Genomic DNA, 15,771 nt, shown 5'->3' on the forward strand with positions numbered 1-15,771 from the left:
CCTCCGCCGGGACGACGGAGTGAGCCATGGGCTACGAAGGTCAGGATTTCAGCGAGATCGCGGGGGGTGTCAGCCCTGCGTTCGTCGAGACGCTCTACAAGCGCTTCCGGGAGTCGCCGGACAGCGTCGAGCCGTCGTGGCGCGGCTGGTTCGAGGGGCTGGAGAGCGGGCCGTCGGGCGCGAGCTGGGCGAATCCGGCGTGGCCGCCATCCACCACCGACGACCTGACCGCCGCGCTCGACCCGACGCAGATGGAGCCGGCGCCGAAGCCTACCAAAAGCGGTACGCCCGCCGCCAAGCCGGCCGCCGCGCCGTCGCCCGACGCGATCATCGCCGCCGCCGCGGATTCGATCCGTGCGATGATGCTGATCCGCACGTACCGCGTGCGCGGGCACCTGGCTGCGCATCTCGATCCGCTCGGCCTGGCGCGGGCCGACCTGCCCGAGGATCTCAAGACCGAATATCACGGCTTTTCCGACGGCGACATCGACCGCCCGGTCTATCTCGGCGGCCAGATGGGCATGCAATGGGCGACGATCCGCGAGCTCGTCGATATCCTGCGCGCCAATTATTGCGGCAATGTCGGCCTGGAATACATGCACATCGCCGATGTCGAGGAGCGCCGTTTCCTCCAGGACCGGATGGAGGGCAAGGACAAGGCGATCACCTTCACCGCCGACGGCAAGAAGGCGATCCTGAACAAGGTGATCGAGGCCGAGCAGTGGGAAAGCTTCCTCGGCAAGAAATATGTCGGCACCAAGCGGTTCGGGCTCGACGGCGGCGAGGCGATGATTCCCGCGCTCGAAAGCGTCATCAAATATGGCGGCCAGCTGGGCGTCAACGACATCGTGTTCGGCATGGCGCATCGCGGCCGCCTCAACGTGCTGGCCAACGTGATGGGCAAGCCGCTGCGCGTGATCTTCCATGAGTTCGGCGGCGGCAGCGCGAATCCGGAGGATGTCGGCGGGTCGGGCGATGTCAAATATCACCTCGGCACCAGCACCGACCGCGAGTTCGACGGGCACAAGGTGCACATGTCGCTGGTCGCCAACCCCAGCCACCTCGAGGCCGCCGATCCGGTCGTGTTGGGCAAGACTCGCGCGATCCAGACGCTGGCGCATGACCTGGAGGAGCACAGCCATTCGCTGCCCGTGTTGATCCATGGCGACGCGGCGTTTGCCGGGCAGGGGATCGTGTGGGAGTGCCTCGGCTTCTCCGGCATCCGCGGCTACAATACCGGCGGCTGCATCCACTTCGTCATCAACAATCAGATCGGCTTCACCACCAGCCCGCAATTCGCGCGCTCGTCGCCCTATCCGTCGGACGTCGCGAAGGGCGTCCAGGCACCGATCTTCCACGTCAACGGCGACGATCCCGAAGCGGTGACCTTCGCGTGCAAGATGGCGATCGAGTTCCGCCAGACCTTCCACCGCGACATCGTCATCGACATGTGGTGCTACCGCCGCTTCGGCCATAACGAGGGCGACGAGCCGAGCTTCACCCAGCCGCTGATGTACAAGGCGATCAAGGGTCATCCCGGCGTCAGCGAAGTCTATGGCAAGCGGCTGGTCGCGGAAGGGGTGATCGACCAGGGCTGGGTCGACCGCATCACCCACGAGTTCGACACGTTGCTCGAGGGCGAGTTCGAGGCGGGTGCGAGCTACAAGGCGAACAAGGCCGACTGGTTCGCCGGCCGCTGGTCGGGACTGCACGCCCCCGCCGATGCCGAGACCGCGCGGCGCAGCGTCGATACCGGCATCGAGAAGAAGCTGTTCGACAGCCTCGGCCGGACGCTGACGACGGTGCCCGGCGACATGACCGTGCACAAGGCGCTGGCCCGTGTGCTCGACGCCAAGCGCAACATGTTCGCGAGCGGCGAGAATTTCGACTGGGCGACCGGCGAGGCGCTGGCGTTCGGATCGCTGCTGTCCGAGGGCTATGGCGTACGGCTGTCGGGGCAGGATTCTGGCCGCGGCACGTTCAGCCAGCGCCACGCGGTCTGGGTCGACCAGAATGACGAGCACAAATACGTGCCGCTCGCCCAGGTCGAGCATGGCGCGTTCGAGGTGCTCGACTCGCCGCTTAGCGAATATGGCGTGCTCGGCTTCGAATATGGCTACGCGCTCGCCGACCCCAAGACGCTCGTCATCTGGGAAGCGCAGTTCGGCGACTTCATGAACGGCGCGCAGATCATGATCGACCAGTTCATCGCGTCGGGCGAAGCCAAGTGGCTGCGCGCCAACGGCCTGGTGATGATGCTGCCCCACGGCTACGAGGGCCAAGGGCCGGAACATTCGTCGGCGCGCGTCGAGCGCTTCCTGCAATTGTGCGCGGGCGACAATATCCAGGTCGCCAACTGCACGACGCCGGCCAACCTCTTCCACCTGCTGCGCCGGCAGATGCACCGGACGTTCCGCAAACCGCTCGTGATCTTCACGCCGAAGTCGCTGCTGCGCCACAAGCGCGCGGTGTCGGCGGCGGCGGATTTCCTGGGCGACAGCCATTTCCGCCGCATCCTGAGCGATCCCGACGCGCCGGCGGATGCCGCGACCAAGCGGCTGGTGCTGTGCACCGGCAAGGTCGCCTACGACCTGTTCGACGCGCGCGACGCGGCGGGCGACACCGACACGCAGATCGTCCGGATCGAGCAGCTCTACCCGTTCCCGACCGAGGCGCTGGCCAAGCGGATCGCGCGGATGCCGGCGCTGGCAGACGTGGTCTGGGCGCAGGAAGAGCCGAAGAACAATGGCGGCTGGTTCTTCGTCGAACCGCTGATCGAGGAAGCGCTGGCGGCGGGCAAGGCGAAGACGGCGCGCGCGCGCTATGCCGGCCGCGCGGCGGCGGCGTCGCCCGCGACGGGCCTCGCCAAGCGGCACCAGACCGAACAGGCGGCGCTGGTGGCGGATGCGCTGGGCCACAACGTCCGCGAGGAAATCCGGCGGACGCGGAAGAATTGACTGCTCGTCGCCCCGGCGCAGGCCGGGGCCGCTGGCAGCGTGAAAACAACTTAGCGATCCCGGCCTCCGCCGGGATGACGAGGTGAGAATGGCAACCGAAGTAACCGTGCCCGTCCTGGGTGAATCGATCGTCGAGGCGACCGTCGGCGAATGGCTCAAGCAACCGGGCGACCCGGTCAAGCAGGACGAGCCGATCGTCTCCCTCGAAACCGACAAGGTCGCGGTCGAGGTGCCCTCGCCCGTCGCCGGCGTGATGGGCGCGCACGCGGTGCAGGTCGGCGACAATGTCGCGGTCGGCGCGCTGCTCGCGACGGTCGAGGCGGGTGGCGCCGGTGCGGCCCCCTCGCCCACGCCCGCCCCTGCTCCCGCGCAGGCCGCCCCCGCCGCTACTGCCGGGCAGCAGGCTCCGGGCAGCGGCCCGACTGCCGGAGCGGCCGGCGATACGCCCGCCGCGCTGTCGCCCAGCGTGCGCCGCGCGGTGCTGGAGACCGGGGTCGACCCCGCGACGGTCAAGGGCACCGGCAAGGACGGCCGCCTGACCAAGGACGACGTGATCGCGGCCAAGGCGGAAGCGCCGGCGCCCGCCGCCGCCGTTGCGCCGCAGACCCCCTCGGTCGCCGCCGCCACGTCGGGCCGCAAGGAAGAGCGCGTCCGCATGACGCGGCTCCGCCAGACCGTCGCCAAGCGACTGAAGGACGCGCAGAACACCGCCGCGATGCTAACGACGTTCAACGACGTCGACATGAGCGCCGTCATCGAGGCGCGGACCAGGTACAAGGACCTGTTCGAGAAGAAGCACGGCGTGCGGCTGGGCTTCATGGGCTTCTTCGTGAAGGCCGCGACGATGGCGCTGAAGGACGTGCCCGCGGTCAACGCGCAGATCGACGGCCCAGAAGGCAATCAGGAGATCGTCTATCACGATTACGCCGACATCTCGGTCGCGGTCTCCGCGCCGCAGGGCCTGGTCGTGCCGGTGATCCGCGACGCCGACCAGCTGTCGGTCGCCGGGATCGAGAAGACGATCGGCGATTTCGGCAAGCGCGCCAAGGACGGTACGCTCAAGATGGACGAGATGAAGGGCGGCACCTTCACCATCTCCAACGGCGGCGTGTTCGGCAGCCTGATGAGCACCCCGATCATCAACCCGCCGCAATCGGCAGTGCTGGGCCTCCACCGGATCGAGGACCGCCCGGTCGTCCGCGACGGCCAGGTGGTGGTCCGCCCGATGATGTACCTCGCGCTCAGCTACGACCACCGCCTGATCGACGGCCGCGAGGCGGTGACGTTCCTGGTCGCGCTCAAGAACGCGATCGAAGACCCGACGCGGATTTTGATCGACCTGTAACTATATAGACCACGTCGCCCCGGCACAGGCCGGGGTCGCTGCGTGATTGTTCCCTCGCTGGCCGGCCCCGGCCTTTGCCGGGGCGACGGAGGAAAAGATGGCAGACGAATACGATTTCGACGTCCTGGTGATCGGTGCCGGCCCCGGCGGGTATGTCGCGGCGATCCGTGCGGCGCAGTTGGGGCTCAAGACCGCGTGCGCCGAGTCCCGCGCGACGCTCGGCGGGACGTGCCTCAATGTCGGGTGCATTCCGTCCAAGGCGATGCTGCACGCGTCGGAATATTTCGACCATGCAGCCAACGGCACCTTCGCCAAGATGGGCATCAAGGTTACGCCGGAGCTCGACCTCGACACGATGCACGGCCAGCGCCGCGACGCGGTGAAGCAGCTGACCGGCGGGATCGAGTTCCTGTTCAAGAAGAACAAGGTCGAGTGGCTAAAGGGCCATGCCGCGTTCACCGGCAAGGACACGGTGCAAGTCGGCGACCGCACCGTGCGCGCGAAGAACATCGTCATCGCCACCGGTTCCAGCGTCACCCCGCTGCCCGGCGTGAAGATCGACGAGAAGGTCGTGGTGTCCTCGACCGGCGCACTCGAACTGCCGCAGGTGCCGGGCCACATGGTGGTGATCGGCGGCGGCGTGATCGGGCTGGAGCTTGGCAGCGTGTGGCGGCGGCTGGGCGCGAAGGTGACGGTGGTCGAGTTCCTCGACCAGATCCTGCCCGGCTTCGACGGCGAGATCCGCAAGGAATCGAACAAGATCCTCAAGAAGCAGGGCCTGGAGTTCAAGCTCGGCACCAAGGTAACCAGCGTCGCGGCGAAGGGCGACGGCGCCACGCTGACGGTCGAACCGGCGGCGGGCGGCGAGGCGTCGACGATCGACGCCGACGTCGTGCTCGTGTCGATCGGCCGCAAGCCCAACACCGATGGCCTCGCGCTAGACGCGGCGGGCCTGTCGACCAACCAGCGCGGCCAGATCGAGATCGACCACGACTTCCGCACCTCGGTCCCCGGCATCTGGGCGATCGGCGACGTCGTCCCCGGCCCGATGCTCGCGCACAAGGCGGAGGACGAGGGCATCGCCGTCGCCGAGAATATCGCCGGCCAGCACGGCATCGTGAACCACGACGTCATCCCGAGCGTGGTCTATACCTGGCCCGAGATCGCCGGGGTCGGCCTGACCGAGGAAGCCGCCAGGGAGCGCGGCGAGGTCAAGGTCGGCAAATTCCCGATGATGGCGAACTCCCGCGCTAAGACCAACCACGAGCCCGACGGCTTCGTGAAGGTGATCGCCGATGCGAAGACCGACCGCGTGCTCGGCGTGTGGTGCATCGCCAGCGTCGCCGGCACGATGATCGCGCAGGCCGCGCAGGCGATGGAGTTCGGCGCGACCAGCGAGGACATCGCCTACACCTGCCATGCCCACCCGACGCACAGCGAAGCGATCAAGGAAGCGGCGATGGGGGTGCAGGGCAAACCCATTCACATTTAGCCGAGGCTGAATAGGGATAGTTGCGGCTTGCCCGGCCGGCGGCGCTCTTGCGCCGGCCGACGGCGCGGCTTTGCCGCGACGGGCTGAAGCGTCATCGTTAGGCTAGAGCCGCGACCGATCCCACCGGGGGGCGCTCCAGGCACCTCTCGCAGAACACCCGGCGGCTACGATCGGCTCACGCGAACAGCCACCGCATCGCCTCGGCGCGAGTCGCGAACAGCGCCATGTTGTCGCGCGTCGCGCTGGGCGCGGTCGCCTTCAGCCGGTTGAGCGCGGAGGCGACGATCGCGACCTTGCGCGCGCGTACGACGGTGTAGCGTGGGTCGGCCCATTGCGCGAAAGCGCTGGCGATGGCGGCATCGTCGATCACCCCGCCCTCGCTCACGTCGCACAGCGTGACGTGCGCACCCGGCCCGAGCCCTAGCGACCGCACCGCCGCGCGGGTCGCCGCCCCCGACGCCTCGATCGCCGCCAGGTCGAGCGCGCCCTGCAACCGCACTTCGACGAGCTTGTTGATGCGATCGACCGTGACGTGATGCATGGTTCCTCCGATAACGCGCGACTCGCCACCAACTGGCGACCTTATCGGCTTACCAACGCGCCGACCACCGCCGCCGCTCCCGCCGCGACCCATAAGGCGGTCATACCGAGCGCCAGCGCCGCCCCCGCCCCCAGCGCCGCGCCGGCGACGAACCCGCTCCACAGCGCGAGATAGGGCAGCCACGCCCAGCGATTGCCCGCGCCCATCAACGCCGCCGCCAGCCGCTGGCCGAGCTTGACCAGCGACCCGGTCATGTAGGTGACGCCGACCGTGACCTCGCCGCCTTCCGCCAGCACGCCGTTCATCGCCCCCATCGCCGCGGCCGCCAGCAACAGGTCGATCCGCGCCGGCGCCACCTCGGACAGCGCCGCAGACAGCGCGAGCAGCACCGCGACGAAGCCCATCACCGCCCCGCGCGCGCGGGCTCCCGCGACTCGCGCCACGACGGTCCCGGCGATCACGCCGGCGACGAACGCCAGCACCAGCGCCGCGGCGATCGCGGCATCGCCGATCGCCCCGCTGCCCAGCCCGACCGCCAGCCGCGTCGAATTGCCGCTCATGAACGAGGCGAAGAAGCCTAGGATCGTGAACACGATCGCATCGACGAATCCGGCCAGCGCCGCCAGCACCACCGCGATCGCGATCCAGCGGCTCGAATAGCGTTCCATGCGCGCCAAATTACCGCCCGCGCGCGTCCGGGCAAGCGGCGCCGACGCTAGCCCTGCATCAACGCCTTCCATCGCGCGCGGCCCTCGTCCGACCAGACGCCCTGGCTGGTCGGGTAGAAGTCGGCGAAGGCGGGCGCGCCGTCGGAAAGTACCACCCACGGCTGCTTGCTCGCGGTGAAGATGTGAACGTCGGGCGGGCATGCGGCGGGATCGTCCATCGTGCCGACACGGACGAAGGCGGACTTGCGCCCCGACCCTGCATAGTGGCTCCACAGCGCGACGCGGCAGGTCGGGCAGCGCGCGATCTCCTGCCCCTTGCCACTGGCGGACGGCGTCGGGACATAGTCGGCCGCGCCTCGGGTCACGCGCAGCCGGTCGGCCTCGATCACCGCGTTGACGACGAATGCGCTGCCGGTCTCGCGCTGGCACCAGGTGCAGTGGCAGCAATGCACCACCATCGGCGGCGAGGCGAGCGCGTACCGCACCCCGCCGCAGCTGCACCCACCCTCAATCGGCATGCGATACCGCTGGTCCGGTCTGGGGCGGCGCGGACGGCTGGCCCGACGCGGACGGCGCGCGCCGCGGCGGCTGAAACGGATGGATCAGCTCGGCCGCCATCCCGCCCTCGATCGGCGCGTCGATGCCATAGACCGGCGGCCAGGCGTCGCGCGGCAGGTGCAGCGTGCCGAACAGCCGATCGACCCAGGGGAACATCGCCGCATAGTTGCGGTCGCGCCCCTCCGCGCCGTTGGTATGGTGCCAGTGATGGAAGGCGGGGGTCGCGGCGAGCTGTTCCAGGAAACCGAACCGCCAGCGTACGTTGGCGTGGACCAGGAACGACCACACCGTTCCGGCCAGCGCGATATAGACCGGGATCATCGCCGCCGCCCCGGTCGCGCGCGGGCTCGCCAGCCCCAGCGCATAGAGCGGCACCAGCCCGCACAGCCGCACGAACACGATGTCGAGCGGATGCGCGCGCGTGTTCGCCAGCCAGTCGAGCCGCTCGACCGAATGATGGATCGCGTGGAACCGCCACAGGAACGGCACGGTGTGGCACCAGCGGTGCCCCCAATAGGCGCCGATCTCGCTGACCAGCAGCCCGGCGCCGAGCTTCACCCCGAACGGTAGCGCGGCGATCCACGCGGCATAGGCGTCGGGGGTGACGGCATGCACCGCGAGCGCGACCACCGCCAGCGGCGGCGCGAGCAACAGCCCCGGCAACAACCCGTTGAGATAATAATAGCCGAGATCGGCGAGCCACCCCCGCCGCCGCCCGGCGGCGCTGCGGCGATCGTGCAGCGAGAACAGCCATTCGAGCGGCGTGAACAATGTCGCGAGCAACGCGAGCCACAGGCTCAGCCGGATCACGTCGATGACGATGCCGTTCATGGTCCCGCTTCTACCTCATTTGCGCCGCGCCGGCTCACTCTCTCGCATGCCGAGATTGACAATCGACGAACGCGGCAGGGCGGCGGCAACCATGCTGGTCGCCGCCGCCCTCCCTCATTTTCCGGCAAAGGAAATCCCGCGCGCGTTTCAGCCGCGCGGGATGCCCCTCGTTCAGGCGGTCTGCAGCGCGGTCTCGCGACGACGACGCAGCGAGTAGCCCATCGCGCCGAAGCCGACGATCATCAGCGCCCAGCTCGCCGGCTCGGGCACCGCGGCGGTCAGCGACACGTTGTCGAGCAGCGCGACCGGCGGCAGGCCGTTCGGGGTGCCGTTCGACAGGAACGACAGCGTCTGGCTGGTGCCGCCCGCGACGAAGTTCTGCGTCACGGTGTACCAGCCCTGGTTGCCGCCCGACGTGGTGTTGACGGTGTTGGTGGTGAAGCTCTGGTTGCCCAGGCTGTAGGTCAGCGACTCGGTGGTCGCGCCGTTGCGGCTGGCGAGCTGGCCCGCGCCCCACTGGAACGTCAGCGTGTAGGTGTTGCCGGCGATCAGGTTGTTGATCGTCTGGCTGAGCACGCCGCGCGCCAGCGTGTCGCCGTCGAGGACGACGAAGTTGCCCATCGACGAGGTGCCGGTCGGCACGCTCGACAGATATTCCTTGCCGGTATAGCTGAAACGGCCATCGGCGTTCGCGCCGGTGTTGCTGCCGTTGACCAGCAGGTTGTAGCCGTAATTGTTGGCGGCGCGCGTGGTGGCGGTCGACGTCGAGGTCCAGCCAGTCACGGTGCCCGCCGACAGCGGATCGTCACCGAACTGGAAGTTGCCCCCGCGGCTGGTCTGGCTGAAATTGCCGTTGGTGACCAGTTCGGTGGCGGCCATCGCCGGCGTGGCGACAGCGGCCGCCAGAACGGCCGACGCGATCAGATACTTCTTCATGTCGTTTTCTCCCCGGTCAGGACCCTATGCCCCGCCCCAAATTTCCGATGACGCCCGTAAGACGCGATCGGGGGAGCAGGAAGTTCTTAAATCGGTCAGTTCCTACCGGGCATTTAACTATATTATACGTGACTCTATCGACACTTAGGATGATCGGGCGCAAGATTCCGTCCCATTTCACGACAGAATCGGGGTATGCCACTATACCCAAAATGGTAACGGTTACATCCTGTTCATATTCTGTTTTGGCGGCGACGGCCCGGATCGCCCCTTTCCGAGTCGCGGACCACCGGCAACCTTGCGCCGAGTCGATCGTCTCCCACATTGCAATCGGCGGCTGCGCATTGACGCTCACCGGACCAACGCCTAGCAATCAGAACAAATATGGAACGAGCGATCCATGCCACTGACGACCATTTCCGTGCGCGGCGCGCGCGAGCACAACCTCAAGGGCGTCGATATCGACATCCCGCGCGACACGCTGACGGTCATCACCGGGCTGTCGGGGTCGGGCAAGTCGTCCCTCGCGTTCGACACGATCTATGCCGAGGGCCAGCGGCGCTACGTGGAATCGCTGTCGGCCTATGCGCGCCAGTTCCTCGAGCTGATGCAGAAGCCCGACGTCGATCATATCGAAGGCCTGTCCCCCGCCATCTCGATCGAGCAGAAGACCACCAGCCGCAACCCGCGCTCGACCGTCGCCACCGTCACCGAGATCTACGACTACATGCGCCTGCTCTGGGCGCGCGTCGGCATCCCCTATTCGCCTGCGACCGGCCTGCCGATCGCCGCGCAGACGGTCAGCCAGATGGTCGATCGCGTGATGGCGTTGCCCGAGGGGACGCGGCTGTACCTGCTCGCGCCGGTCGTGCGCGGGCGCAAGGGCGAGTATCGCAAGGAACTCGCCGAGTGGCAGAAGGCCGGCTTCACCCGCGTGCGGATCGACGGCGAACTGTACGAGATCGACGAGGCGCCGGCGCTCGACAAGAAGTACAAGCACGATATCGAGGTGGTGGTCGATCGCATCGCGGTGAACGCCGACGGCGCGACCCGCCTGGCCGACAGTTTCGAAACCGCGCTGAAGCTGGCCGAGGGCCTGGCCTATGTCGACTTGGCCGACGGCGTGGTGCCGGGGCGCGAGGACGAAGCGGCGGATGCCGGCGCGATGAAGGGCGCGGGCGTGCCGGCCAACCGCATCGTCTTCTCCGAAAAGTTCGCCTGCCCCGTCAGCGGTTTCACCATCGCCGAGATCGAGCCGCGCCTCTTCTCGTTCAACGCCCCGCAGGGCGCCTGCCCGGCGTGCGACGGGCTCGGCGAGAAACTGGTGTTCGACGAGGACCTCGTCGTCCCCAACCACGATCTGTCGATTAAGAAGGGCGCAGTCGTCCCCTGGGCCAAGTCCAACCCGCCCAGCCCCTATTACATGCAGGTCCTCGGCAGCCTCGCGCGCGCCTACGACTTCAGCCTCGACACCAAATGGGCCGACCTGCCGCAGGAGGTGCGCGACGTCATCCTCCACGGCACCAAGGGCCGCGCCGTCACCCTCACCTTCGTCGACGGCCGCAAGAGCTACGACGTGAAGAAGCCGTTCGAGGGCGTGATCGGCAACCTCAACCGCCGCCTGCTCCAGACCGAGAGCGCCTGGATGCGCGAGGAACTGTCGAAATATCAGTCGTCGCAACCCTGCGAGACCTGCCACGGCGCCCGCCTCAAGCCCGAGGCGCTGGCGGTGAAGGTCGCGATGCAGGACATCAGCCACGCGACTCATCTGTCGGTGGTCGACGCGCTCGCCTGGTTCACCGACCTGCCCAACCACCTCAACGGCCAGCAGAAGGAAATCGCCGAGCGCATCCTGAAGGAGATCGTCGAGCGGCTCGGCTTCTTGAATAACGTCGGCCTCGATTACCTCAACCTCGACCGCACGTCGGGCACCCTCTCCGGCGGCGAGAGCCAGCGCATCCGCCTCGCCTCGCAGATCGGCAGCGGCCTGTCTGGTGTGCTCTACGTCCTCGACGAGCCCTCGATCGGGCTCCACCAGCGCGACAACGACATGCTGCTCGCGACGCTCCGCCGCCTGCGCGACCTCGGCAACACGGTGCTGGTGGTCGAGCATGACGAGGATGCGATCCGCACCGCCGATTACATCATCGACATGGGGCCCGGCGCCGGCGTCCATGGCGGGGAGATCGTCGCGAAGGGCACGCTGCCCGAACTGCTCGCACACACCGACAGCGTCACCGCCGATTATCTCAACGGCACCCGCGAAGTCCCCGTCCCCGCGACCCGGCGCAAGGGCACCGGCAAGAAGCTGACCGTCCACAACGCCACCGCCAACAACCTGACCGGCGTCACCGCCAGCATCCCGCTCGGCACCTTCACCTGCATCACCGGCGTATCGGGCAGCGGCAAGTCGAGCTTCACCATCGACACGCTCTACGCCGCCGCCGCGCGCCAGTTGAACGGCGCGCGCATCCTGTCGGGCAAGCACGACAGGATCACCGGCCTCGAACATCTCGACAAGGTCATCGACATCGACCAGTCGCCGATCGGCCGCACGCCCCGGTCGAACCCCGCCACCTATACCGGCACCTTCACCCAGATCCGCGACTGGTTCGCCGGCCTGCCGGAGGCGCAGGCGCGCGGCTACAAGCCCGGCCGGTTCAGCTTCAACGTCAAGGGCGGCCGGTGCGAGGCGTGCCAGGGCGACGGCGTGCTCAAGATCGAGATGCACTTCCTCCCCGACGTCTACGTCACCTGCGACGTGTGCCACGGCGCGCGCTACAACCGCGAGACGCTGGAGGTGAAGTTCAAGGGCCATTCGATCGCCGACGTGCTCGACATGACGGTCGAGGACGCCGCCGAGTTCTTCAAGGCCGTCCCCGGCATCCGCGACAAGATGGCGATGCTGGTCGAGGTCGGGCTCGGCTATATCAAGGTCGGGCAACAGGCGACGACTTTGTCGGGCGGCGAGGCGCAGCGCGTCAAGCTCGCCAAGGAACTGTCGCGCCGCGCGACCGGCCAGACGCTCTACATCCTCGACGAGCCCACCACCGGCCTCCATTTCGAGGACGTCCGCAAGCTGCTCGAAGTGCTCCACGCGCTGGTCGAACAGGGCAATACGGTGGTGGTGATCGAGCACAACCTGGACGTCATCAAGACCGCCGACTGGATCATCGACCTGGGCCCTGAGGGTGGCGTGAAGGGCGGCGAGATCGTCGCCGCGGGCACGCCGGAGGATGTGGTGAAGGTCGAGCGGAGCTTTACGGGGAAGTACCTCGCGCCATTGTTGCGGAGTGAGGCGGGGGTGAAGATGGTGAAGGCGAAGAAGCGGGTGGTTGAGGGGGTGGAGTGATAGAAAAATAAAGGCAGGGTGGCGGTATTTTTTGTTCACATCAGCCTAACACACTGATTTACATATATAATAATGACGAAATATGGGCCAGATGATTCTGCTACTCTGCCTCTATTGATTCTGTTCCTCTTTTGGTCTACAAGATGGGCACCCATTTGGAGTTCCGTCTGTGGCTGATCCCGTGGTTTCCGAAAACACTGGTACTGCTAAGCGAGTAATCGTGAGCCAAGGCGCCCAATATGCCTTTGGATCAAGTTTTACGCTTGCCGAAAGCTATCTGGGATAATTTTGCAGGCAAAGGCGCGGCCCCACTCCGTGTCGCTATGGCAATTGGAGTTACGCCAACCAGCGGCCCTTGGCGGAACTTATGCGGCACGGCTATTGCTTACGGACTGACCGAGGGGGGATATGCAGCAGCCGAAATCAACTTGACGCCCTTGGGATTGAAGATCGTTCGCCCCACCGCAGAAGACGACGTGCAAAAGGGTTTGATTGAAGCGATTTTGAAAGCCCGCATTCCTCGTGAATTTCTCCAGCGATATAATAACGCTAAATTTCCAAAAGATTTGATTGCACAAAACGTTCTAGTTGATCTGGGTTTACCCAAGGAGCGAGCAGCACAATCACTCGAAATTCTTAAAGCCAATGCTGAACTGGCGGGCATTCTGGCTGACATTAAAGGCGAAAAATTCGTCTTTATGGAAGGAACGAGGCAAGGCTCGGGTAAATCGCTTTTTGATCCTGAGCCGGTCACTGATGTTGACCCCTCCTTATCTGCCGCCCCCTTTGGTCCGCCGCCCGAGGGTATCCAAGCCCTGATAGCCAATCTTGGAGTTAGCGACGCGCCGATTGCCTCTGCAAGCCTCAATACGACGAAGAGCACGCCAGAGGGTGTAAAACGCGTTTTCATTACGCACGGGAAGAATCAAAAGATCTTAGGACAGATCGAGAAGATAGTTCGGCATGGCGGATTCGAGCCGGTCATTGCCAAAAATAACGAAACCGCCGCGAAACCTGTGCCAGACAAAGTATTGGATGATATGCGCTCATGCCAAGCAGCTGTCATTCATGTCGGTGCTGACGGAGTCTTGTTTGACAAAGACGGCAATGAAGTTCCGCAGATCAATCAAAATGTTTTGATTGAAATTGGTGTTGCTCGCGCATGGTACTTCAATAAGTTCATTCTCTTAGTAGAGAATGGTGTAACCCTGCCGTCGAACTTACAAGGTTTATATGAATGTCGATACTCTGGCGATGGCTTAGATATGGAGGCGACGTTTAAGTTACTCGAAGCGTTTGATGATTTCCGTAAGGCTACTAGTTAGCGCTAGACGGAGTTTGCCACTCGTGATTACAATAACAGCATCTGCTCTTTTTGGCCTAGCTGCGCTCCTTACGTCGCTCTCGGCCGTGATTTGGTCCGTTCGTCGGCACCCTGGATCGGGTCAAGCAGATCGCAAGGCAGGAATAAAGCGGACTAGATCATGACTGAACTGTCGCGTTCGAGGCACAGTGCCGCGCCGCGGCAAAGCCGCGTCGTCGGTCGCGGCTGCTGGCCGCGCCGGCCGGCCCCCGGCTGGGGCTCGGGATTAGCTGGCGCTAATCCCCTTGCCGCCGGGGCTGTCCTACACACCCCTTCCTGGCATATCTGCCGCGCCTCCCTTGTCCTGACCGGAGGCTATCCCGACGACCGATCCTCATACCCGCGCGGCGCCGTCGCACCCTGCTGTCCAGCTCGATCGCGGGCTCGTCGTGCGCCCGCGCGATCACCCCGACCCGTACCAGCCCGATAGCGTGCGCGCGTGGCAGGCGCACCTGAACGCCGGGCGGCTCGGCCGGCCGCGCCCCGCGACCCCGACCGACATACTCGTCAACCGGGCAGCGACCGAAGACCTGTTCCGCGGCATCGCCGCCGCCGCGCGGGCGATGCTTGAATGTTCGTCTGCGCGTCAACTTCGCCAACTTCCGCCGATCGCGCTGGCAGGTCGCAGCGGCGGCGCGCGCACCGCGCCACGTTCGGCGGCCCGATACCATCACTTTCGTCCAACTTTTGCCCGGTCGGGACCGGATTTCGCGGATTTTCGGGCCGCTGCGCCAACTTGCGCGCACGTCGCCGGCAATATCGGAACATGGGCCCACTCCCGGCCGTTGATTCCGCGAACCCGCGCCCCTGCCAGGAGATCCGCCATGCCCAACCCCAACCAGCGCCGCGACAGCCACGGCCGCTTCGTCACCGACCACCATGCCCGCAACCGCGCGATCGGCGCGGCGGCGGTGGTCGGGCTGGGCGCCGCCGCGGTCGGGGCGGCGCTGCGCTACGGCCTGCTCGACCGCTTCTTCCCGGCGGCCGAGGGGCATGAAGCGCCCGACCTCGCGCTCGACCAGCCGCATCCCGAACCGGGCGATCGCGTGCCGCCCGCCTTCCGCCCCGACCCCACCGCGACGCCCACCGCCGCCGAGCGGGAGGCGCTGCGCCCGCCGCCCGGCGTCGCCACCGGCTTCACCGAGGATACCCGGGTCGAGGAACTGACCCCCGCCGAATGACCGGCCGAGCGACCAGAACGCTCGCGCAACCATTTCCCCCGCTCGCGCATTGACGCCGGGCGGGGCTAGGACAGGAGAGGATTGTATGCGTACGGTGACTATCGGCCTGTTGGCCGCCGCGACCGCGCTGACCGGACTGACCGGGTGCAGCGATTACGACAGCCCGGGACCGGGCTATGCCAGCGACTGGCACCGCTATCGCAACTACGATTACGACCGGCCCGATCCGCGCTACAACGGCTATTATGCCGACCATTATTATGTCGACGCTCCGCGTTATCGTGAACGCCGGCTGAGCGACAACGACCGCGTCTATGTCGGGCAGGACGGCCGCTATTATTGCCGCCGGTCGGACGGGACCACGGGACTGATCGTCGGCGGGATCGCCGGCGGCGCGCTGGGTGCGGCGGTAACGTCGGGCCGGTCGGAGCCGCTCGGCATCCTGCTGGGTGCGGCGGCCGGCGCGGCGGTCGGCAACTCGATCGATCGCAACAACGTCCGGTGTCGCTGATCGCCGACAACGGTTTTGGCGCCAGCTAGAACCGAG

Annotated in this window: 12 protein-coding genes; 7 read left to right on the forward strand and 5 right to left on the reverse strand. The window is 66.3% G+C overall.

All coding sequences use genetic code 11. From position 1 onward, the window contains the following. Positions 1-26: 26 nt before the first annotated feature. From J0I47_RS10495 to lpdA, 3 genes are all read left to right on the forward strand, one after another. On the forward strand, positions 27-2,957 hold the full coding sequence (locus J0I47_RS10495) for a 2-oxoglutarate dehydrogenase E1 component (RefSeq protein ID WP_294046949.1): 2,931 nt from the start codon (positions 27-29) through the stop codon (positions 2,955-2,957). An 88-nt stretch (positions 2,958-3,045) separates the two neighbouring features. Continuing rightward, positions 3,046-4,302, forward strand: a complete 1,257-nt coding sequence (odhB, locus tag J0I47_RS10500; protein ID WP_294046950.1) for a 2-oxoglutarate dehydrogenase complex dihydrolipoyllysine-residue succinyltransferase — start codon at positions 3,046-3,048, stop codon at positions 4,300-4,302. A 97-nt stretch (positions 4,303-4,399) separates the two neighbouring features. After that, positions 4,400-5,794, forward strand: coding sequence for a dihydrolipoyl dehydrogenase (gene lpdA / locus J0I47_RS10505; protein ID WP_294046951.1), 1,395 nt, complete (start codon positions 4,400-4,402; stop codon positions 5,792-5,794). Positions 5,795-5,969: 175 nt separating this feature from the next. Here the strand turns inward: lpdA and J0I47_RS10510 are convergent, their stop codons facing one another. The 5 genes from J0I47_RS10510 to J0I47_RS10530 all read right to left on the reverse strand — a co-directional run bounded on the left by J0I47_RS10510 (position 5,970) and on the right by J0I47_RS10530 (position 9,328). Continuing rightward, complete coding sequence (locus tag J0I47_RS10510; RefSeq protein ID WP_294046952.1) at positions 5,970-6,335, reverse strand: hypothetical protein; 366 nt, start codon at positions 6,333-6,335, stop codon at positions 5,970-5,972. Positions 6,336-6,376: 41 nt separating this feature from the next. Continuing rightward, a complete protein-coding gene (locus J0I47_RS10515; RefSeq protein WP_294046953.1) occupies positions 6,377-7,003 on the reverse strand; it encodes a DUF1275 family protein in 627 nt (208 codons plus the stop codon). 47 nt (positions 7,004-7,050) lie between these two features. Next, on the reverse strand, positions 7,051-7,521 hold the full coding sequence (locus J0I47_RS10520; RefSeq protein WP_294046954.1) for a GFA family protein: 471 nt from the start codon (positions 7,519-7,521) through the stop codon (positions 7,051-7,053). Then, positions 7,511-8,392, reverse strand: a complete 882-nt coding sequence (locus J0I47_RS10525; protein ID WP_294046955.1) for a sterol desaturase family protein — start codon at positions 8,390-8,392, stop codon at positions 7,511-7,513. The genes J0I47_RS10520 and J0I47_RS10525 overlap by 11 nt, the downstream gene beginning before the upstream one ends. A gap of 171 nt (positions 8,393-8,563) precedes the next feature. Then, on the reverse strand, positions 8,564-9,328 hold the full coding sequence (locus J0I47_RS10530) for a PEPxxWA-CTERM sorting domain-containing protein (protein ID WP_294046956.1): 765 nt from the start codon (positions 9,326-9,328) through the stop codon (positions 8,564-8,566). A 400-nt stretch (positions 9,329-9,728) separates the two neighbouring features. Between J0I47_RS10530 and uvrA the strand changes: the two genes are divergently transcribed. From uvrA to J0I47_RS10550, 4 genes are all read left to right on the forward strand, one after another. Then, positions 9,729-12,680, forward strand: coding sequence for an excinuclease ABC subunit UvrA (gene uvrA / locus J0I47_RS10535; RefSeq protein ID WP_294046957.1), 2,952 nt, complete (start codon positions 9,729-9,731; stop codon positions 12,678-12,680). A gap of 239 nt (positions 12,681-12,919) precedes the next feature. Then, a complete protein-coding gene (locus tag J0I47_RS10540) occupies positions 12,920-14,005 on the forward strand; it encodes a TIR domain-containing protein (RefSeq protein ID WP_294046958.1) in 1,086 nt (361 codons plus the stop codon). An 862-nt stretch (positions 14,006-14,867) separates the two neighbouring features. Continuing rightward, the gene (locus tag J0I47_RS10545; RefSeq protein WP_294046959.1) at positions 14,868-15,224 is read left to right on the forward strand and encodes a hypothetical protein; all 357 of its coding nucleotides are present in this window, start codon (positions 14,868-14,870) and stop codon (positions 15,222-15,224) included. 85 nt (positions 15,225-15,309) lie between these two features. Beyond that, positions 15,310-15,735, forward strand: a complete 426-nt coding sequence (locus J0I47_RS10550) for a glycine zipper 2TM domain-containing protein (RefSeq protein WP_294046960.1) — start codon at positions 15,310-15,312, stop codon at positions 15,733-15,735. Positions 15,736-15,771 lie beyond the last annotated feature (36 nt).

The sequence above is a fragment of the Sphingomonas sp. genome (assembly GCF_017304635.1).
In the GTDB taxonomy this organism is placed as follows: Bacteria; Pseudomonadota; Alphaproteobacteria; order Sphingomonadales; family Sphingomonadaceae; genus Sphingomonas.

Coding starts and splice junctions, on each gene's coding strand:
- J0I47_RS10510 (WP_294046952.1), bottom strand. CDS start 6,335: ATGCATCACGTCACGGTCGATCGCATCAACAAGCTCGTCGAAGTGCGG.
- J0I47_RS10540 (WP_294046958.1), top strand. CDS start 12,920: ATGCCTTTGGATCAAGTTTTACGCTTGCCGAAAGCTATCTGGGATAAT.
- J0I47_RS10495 (WP_294046949.1), top strand. CDS start 27: ATGGGCTACGAAGGTCAGGATTTCAGCGAGATCGCGGGGGGTGTCAGC.
- J0I47_RS10545 (WP_294046959.1), top strand. CDS start 14,868: ATGCCCAACCCCAACCAGCGCCGCGACAGCCACGGCCGCTTCGTCACC.
- J0I47_RS10515 (WP_294046953.1), bottom strand. CDS start 7,003: ATGGAACGCTATTCGAGCCGCTGGATCGCGATCGCGGTGGTGCTGGCG.
- J0I47_RS10525 (WP_294046955.1), bottom strand. CDS start 8,392: ATGAACGGCATCGTCATCGACGTGATCCGGCTGAGCCTGTGGCTCGCG.
- J0I47_RS10530 (WP_294046956.1), bottom strand. CDS start 9,328: ATGAAGAAGTATCTGATCGCGTCGGCCGTTCTGGCGGCCGCTGTCGCC.
- odhB (WP_294046950.1), top strand. CDS start 3,046: ATGGCAACCGAAGTAACCGTGCCCGTCCTGGGTGAATCGATCGTCGAG.
- J0I47_RS10550 (WP_294046960.1), top strand. CDS start 15,310: ATGCGTACGGTGACTATCGGCCTGTTGGCCGCCGCGACCGCGCTGACC.
- J0I47_RS10520 (WP_294046954.1), bottom strand. CDS start 7,521: ATGCCGATTGAGGGTGGGTGCAGCTGCGGCGGGGTGCGGTACGCGCTC.
- uvrA (WP_294046957.1), top strand. CDS start 9,729: ATGCCACTGACGACCATTTCCGTGCGCGGCGCGCGCGAGCACAACCTC.
- lpdA (WP_294046951.1), top strand. CDS start 4,400: ATGGCAGACGAATACGATTTCGACGTCCTGGTGATCGGTGCCGGCCCC.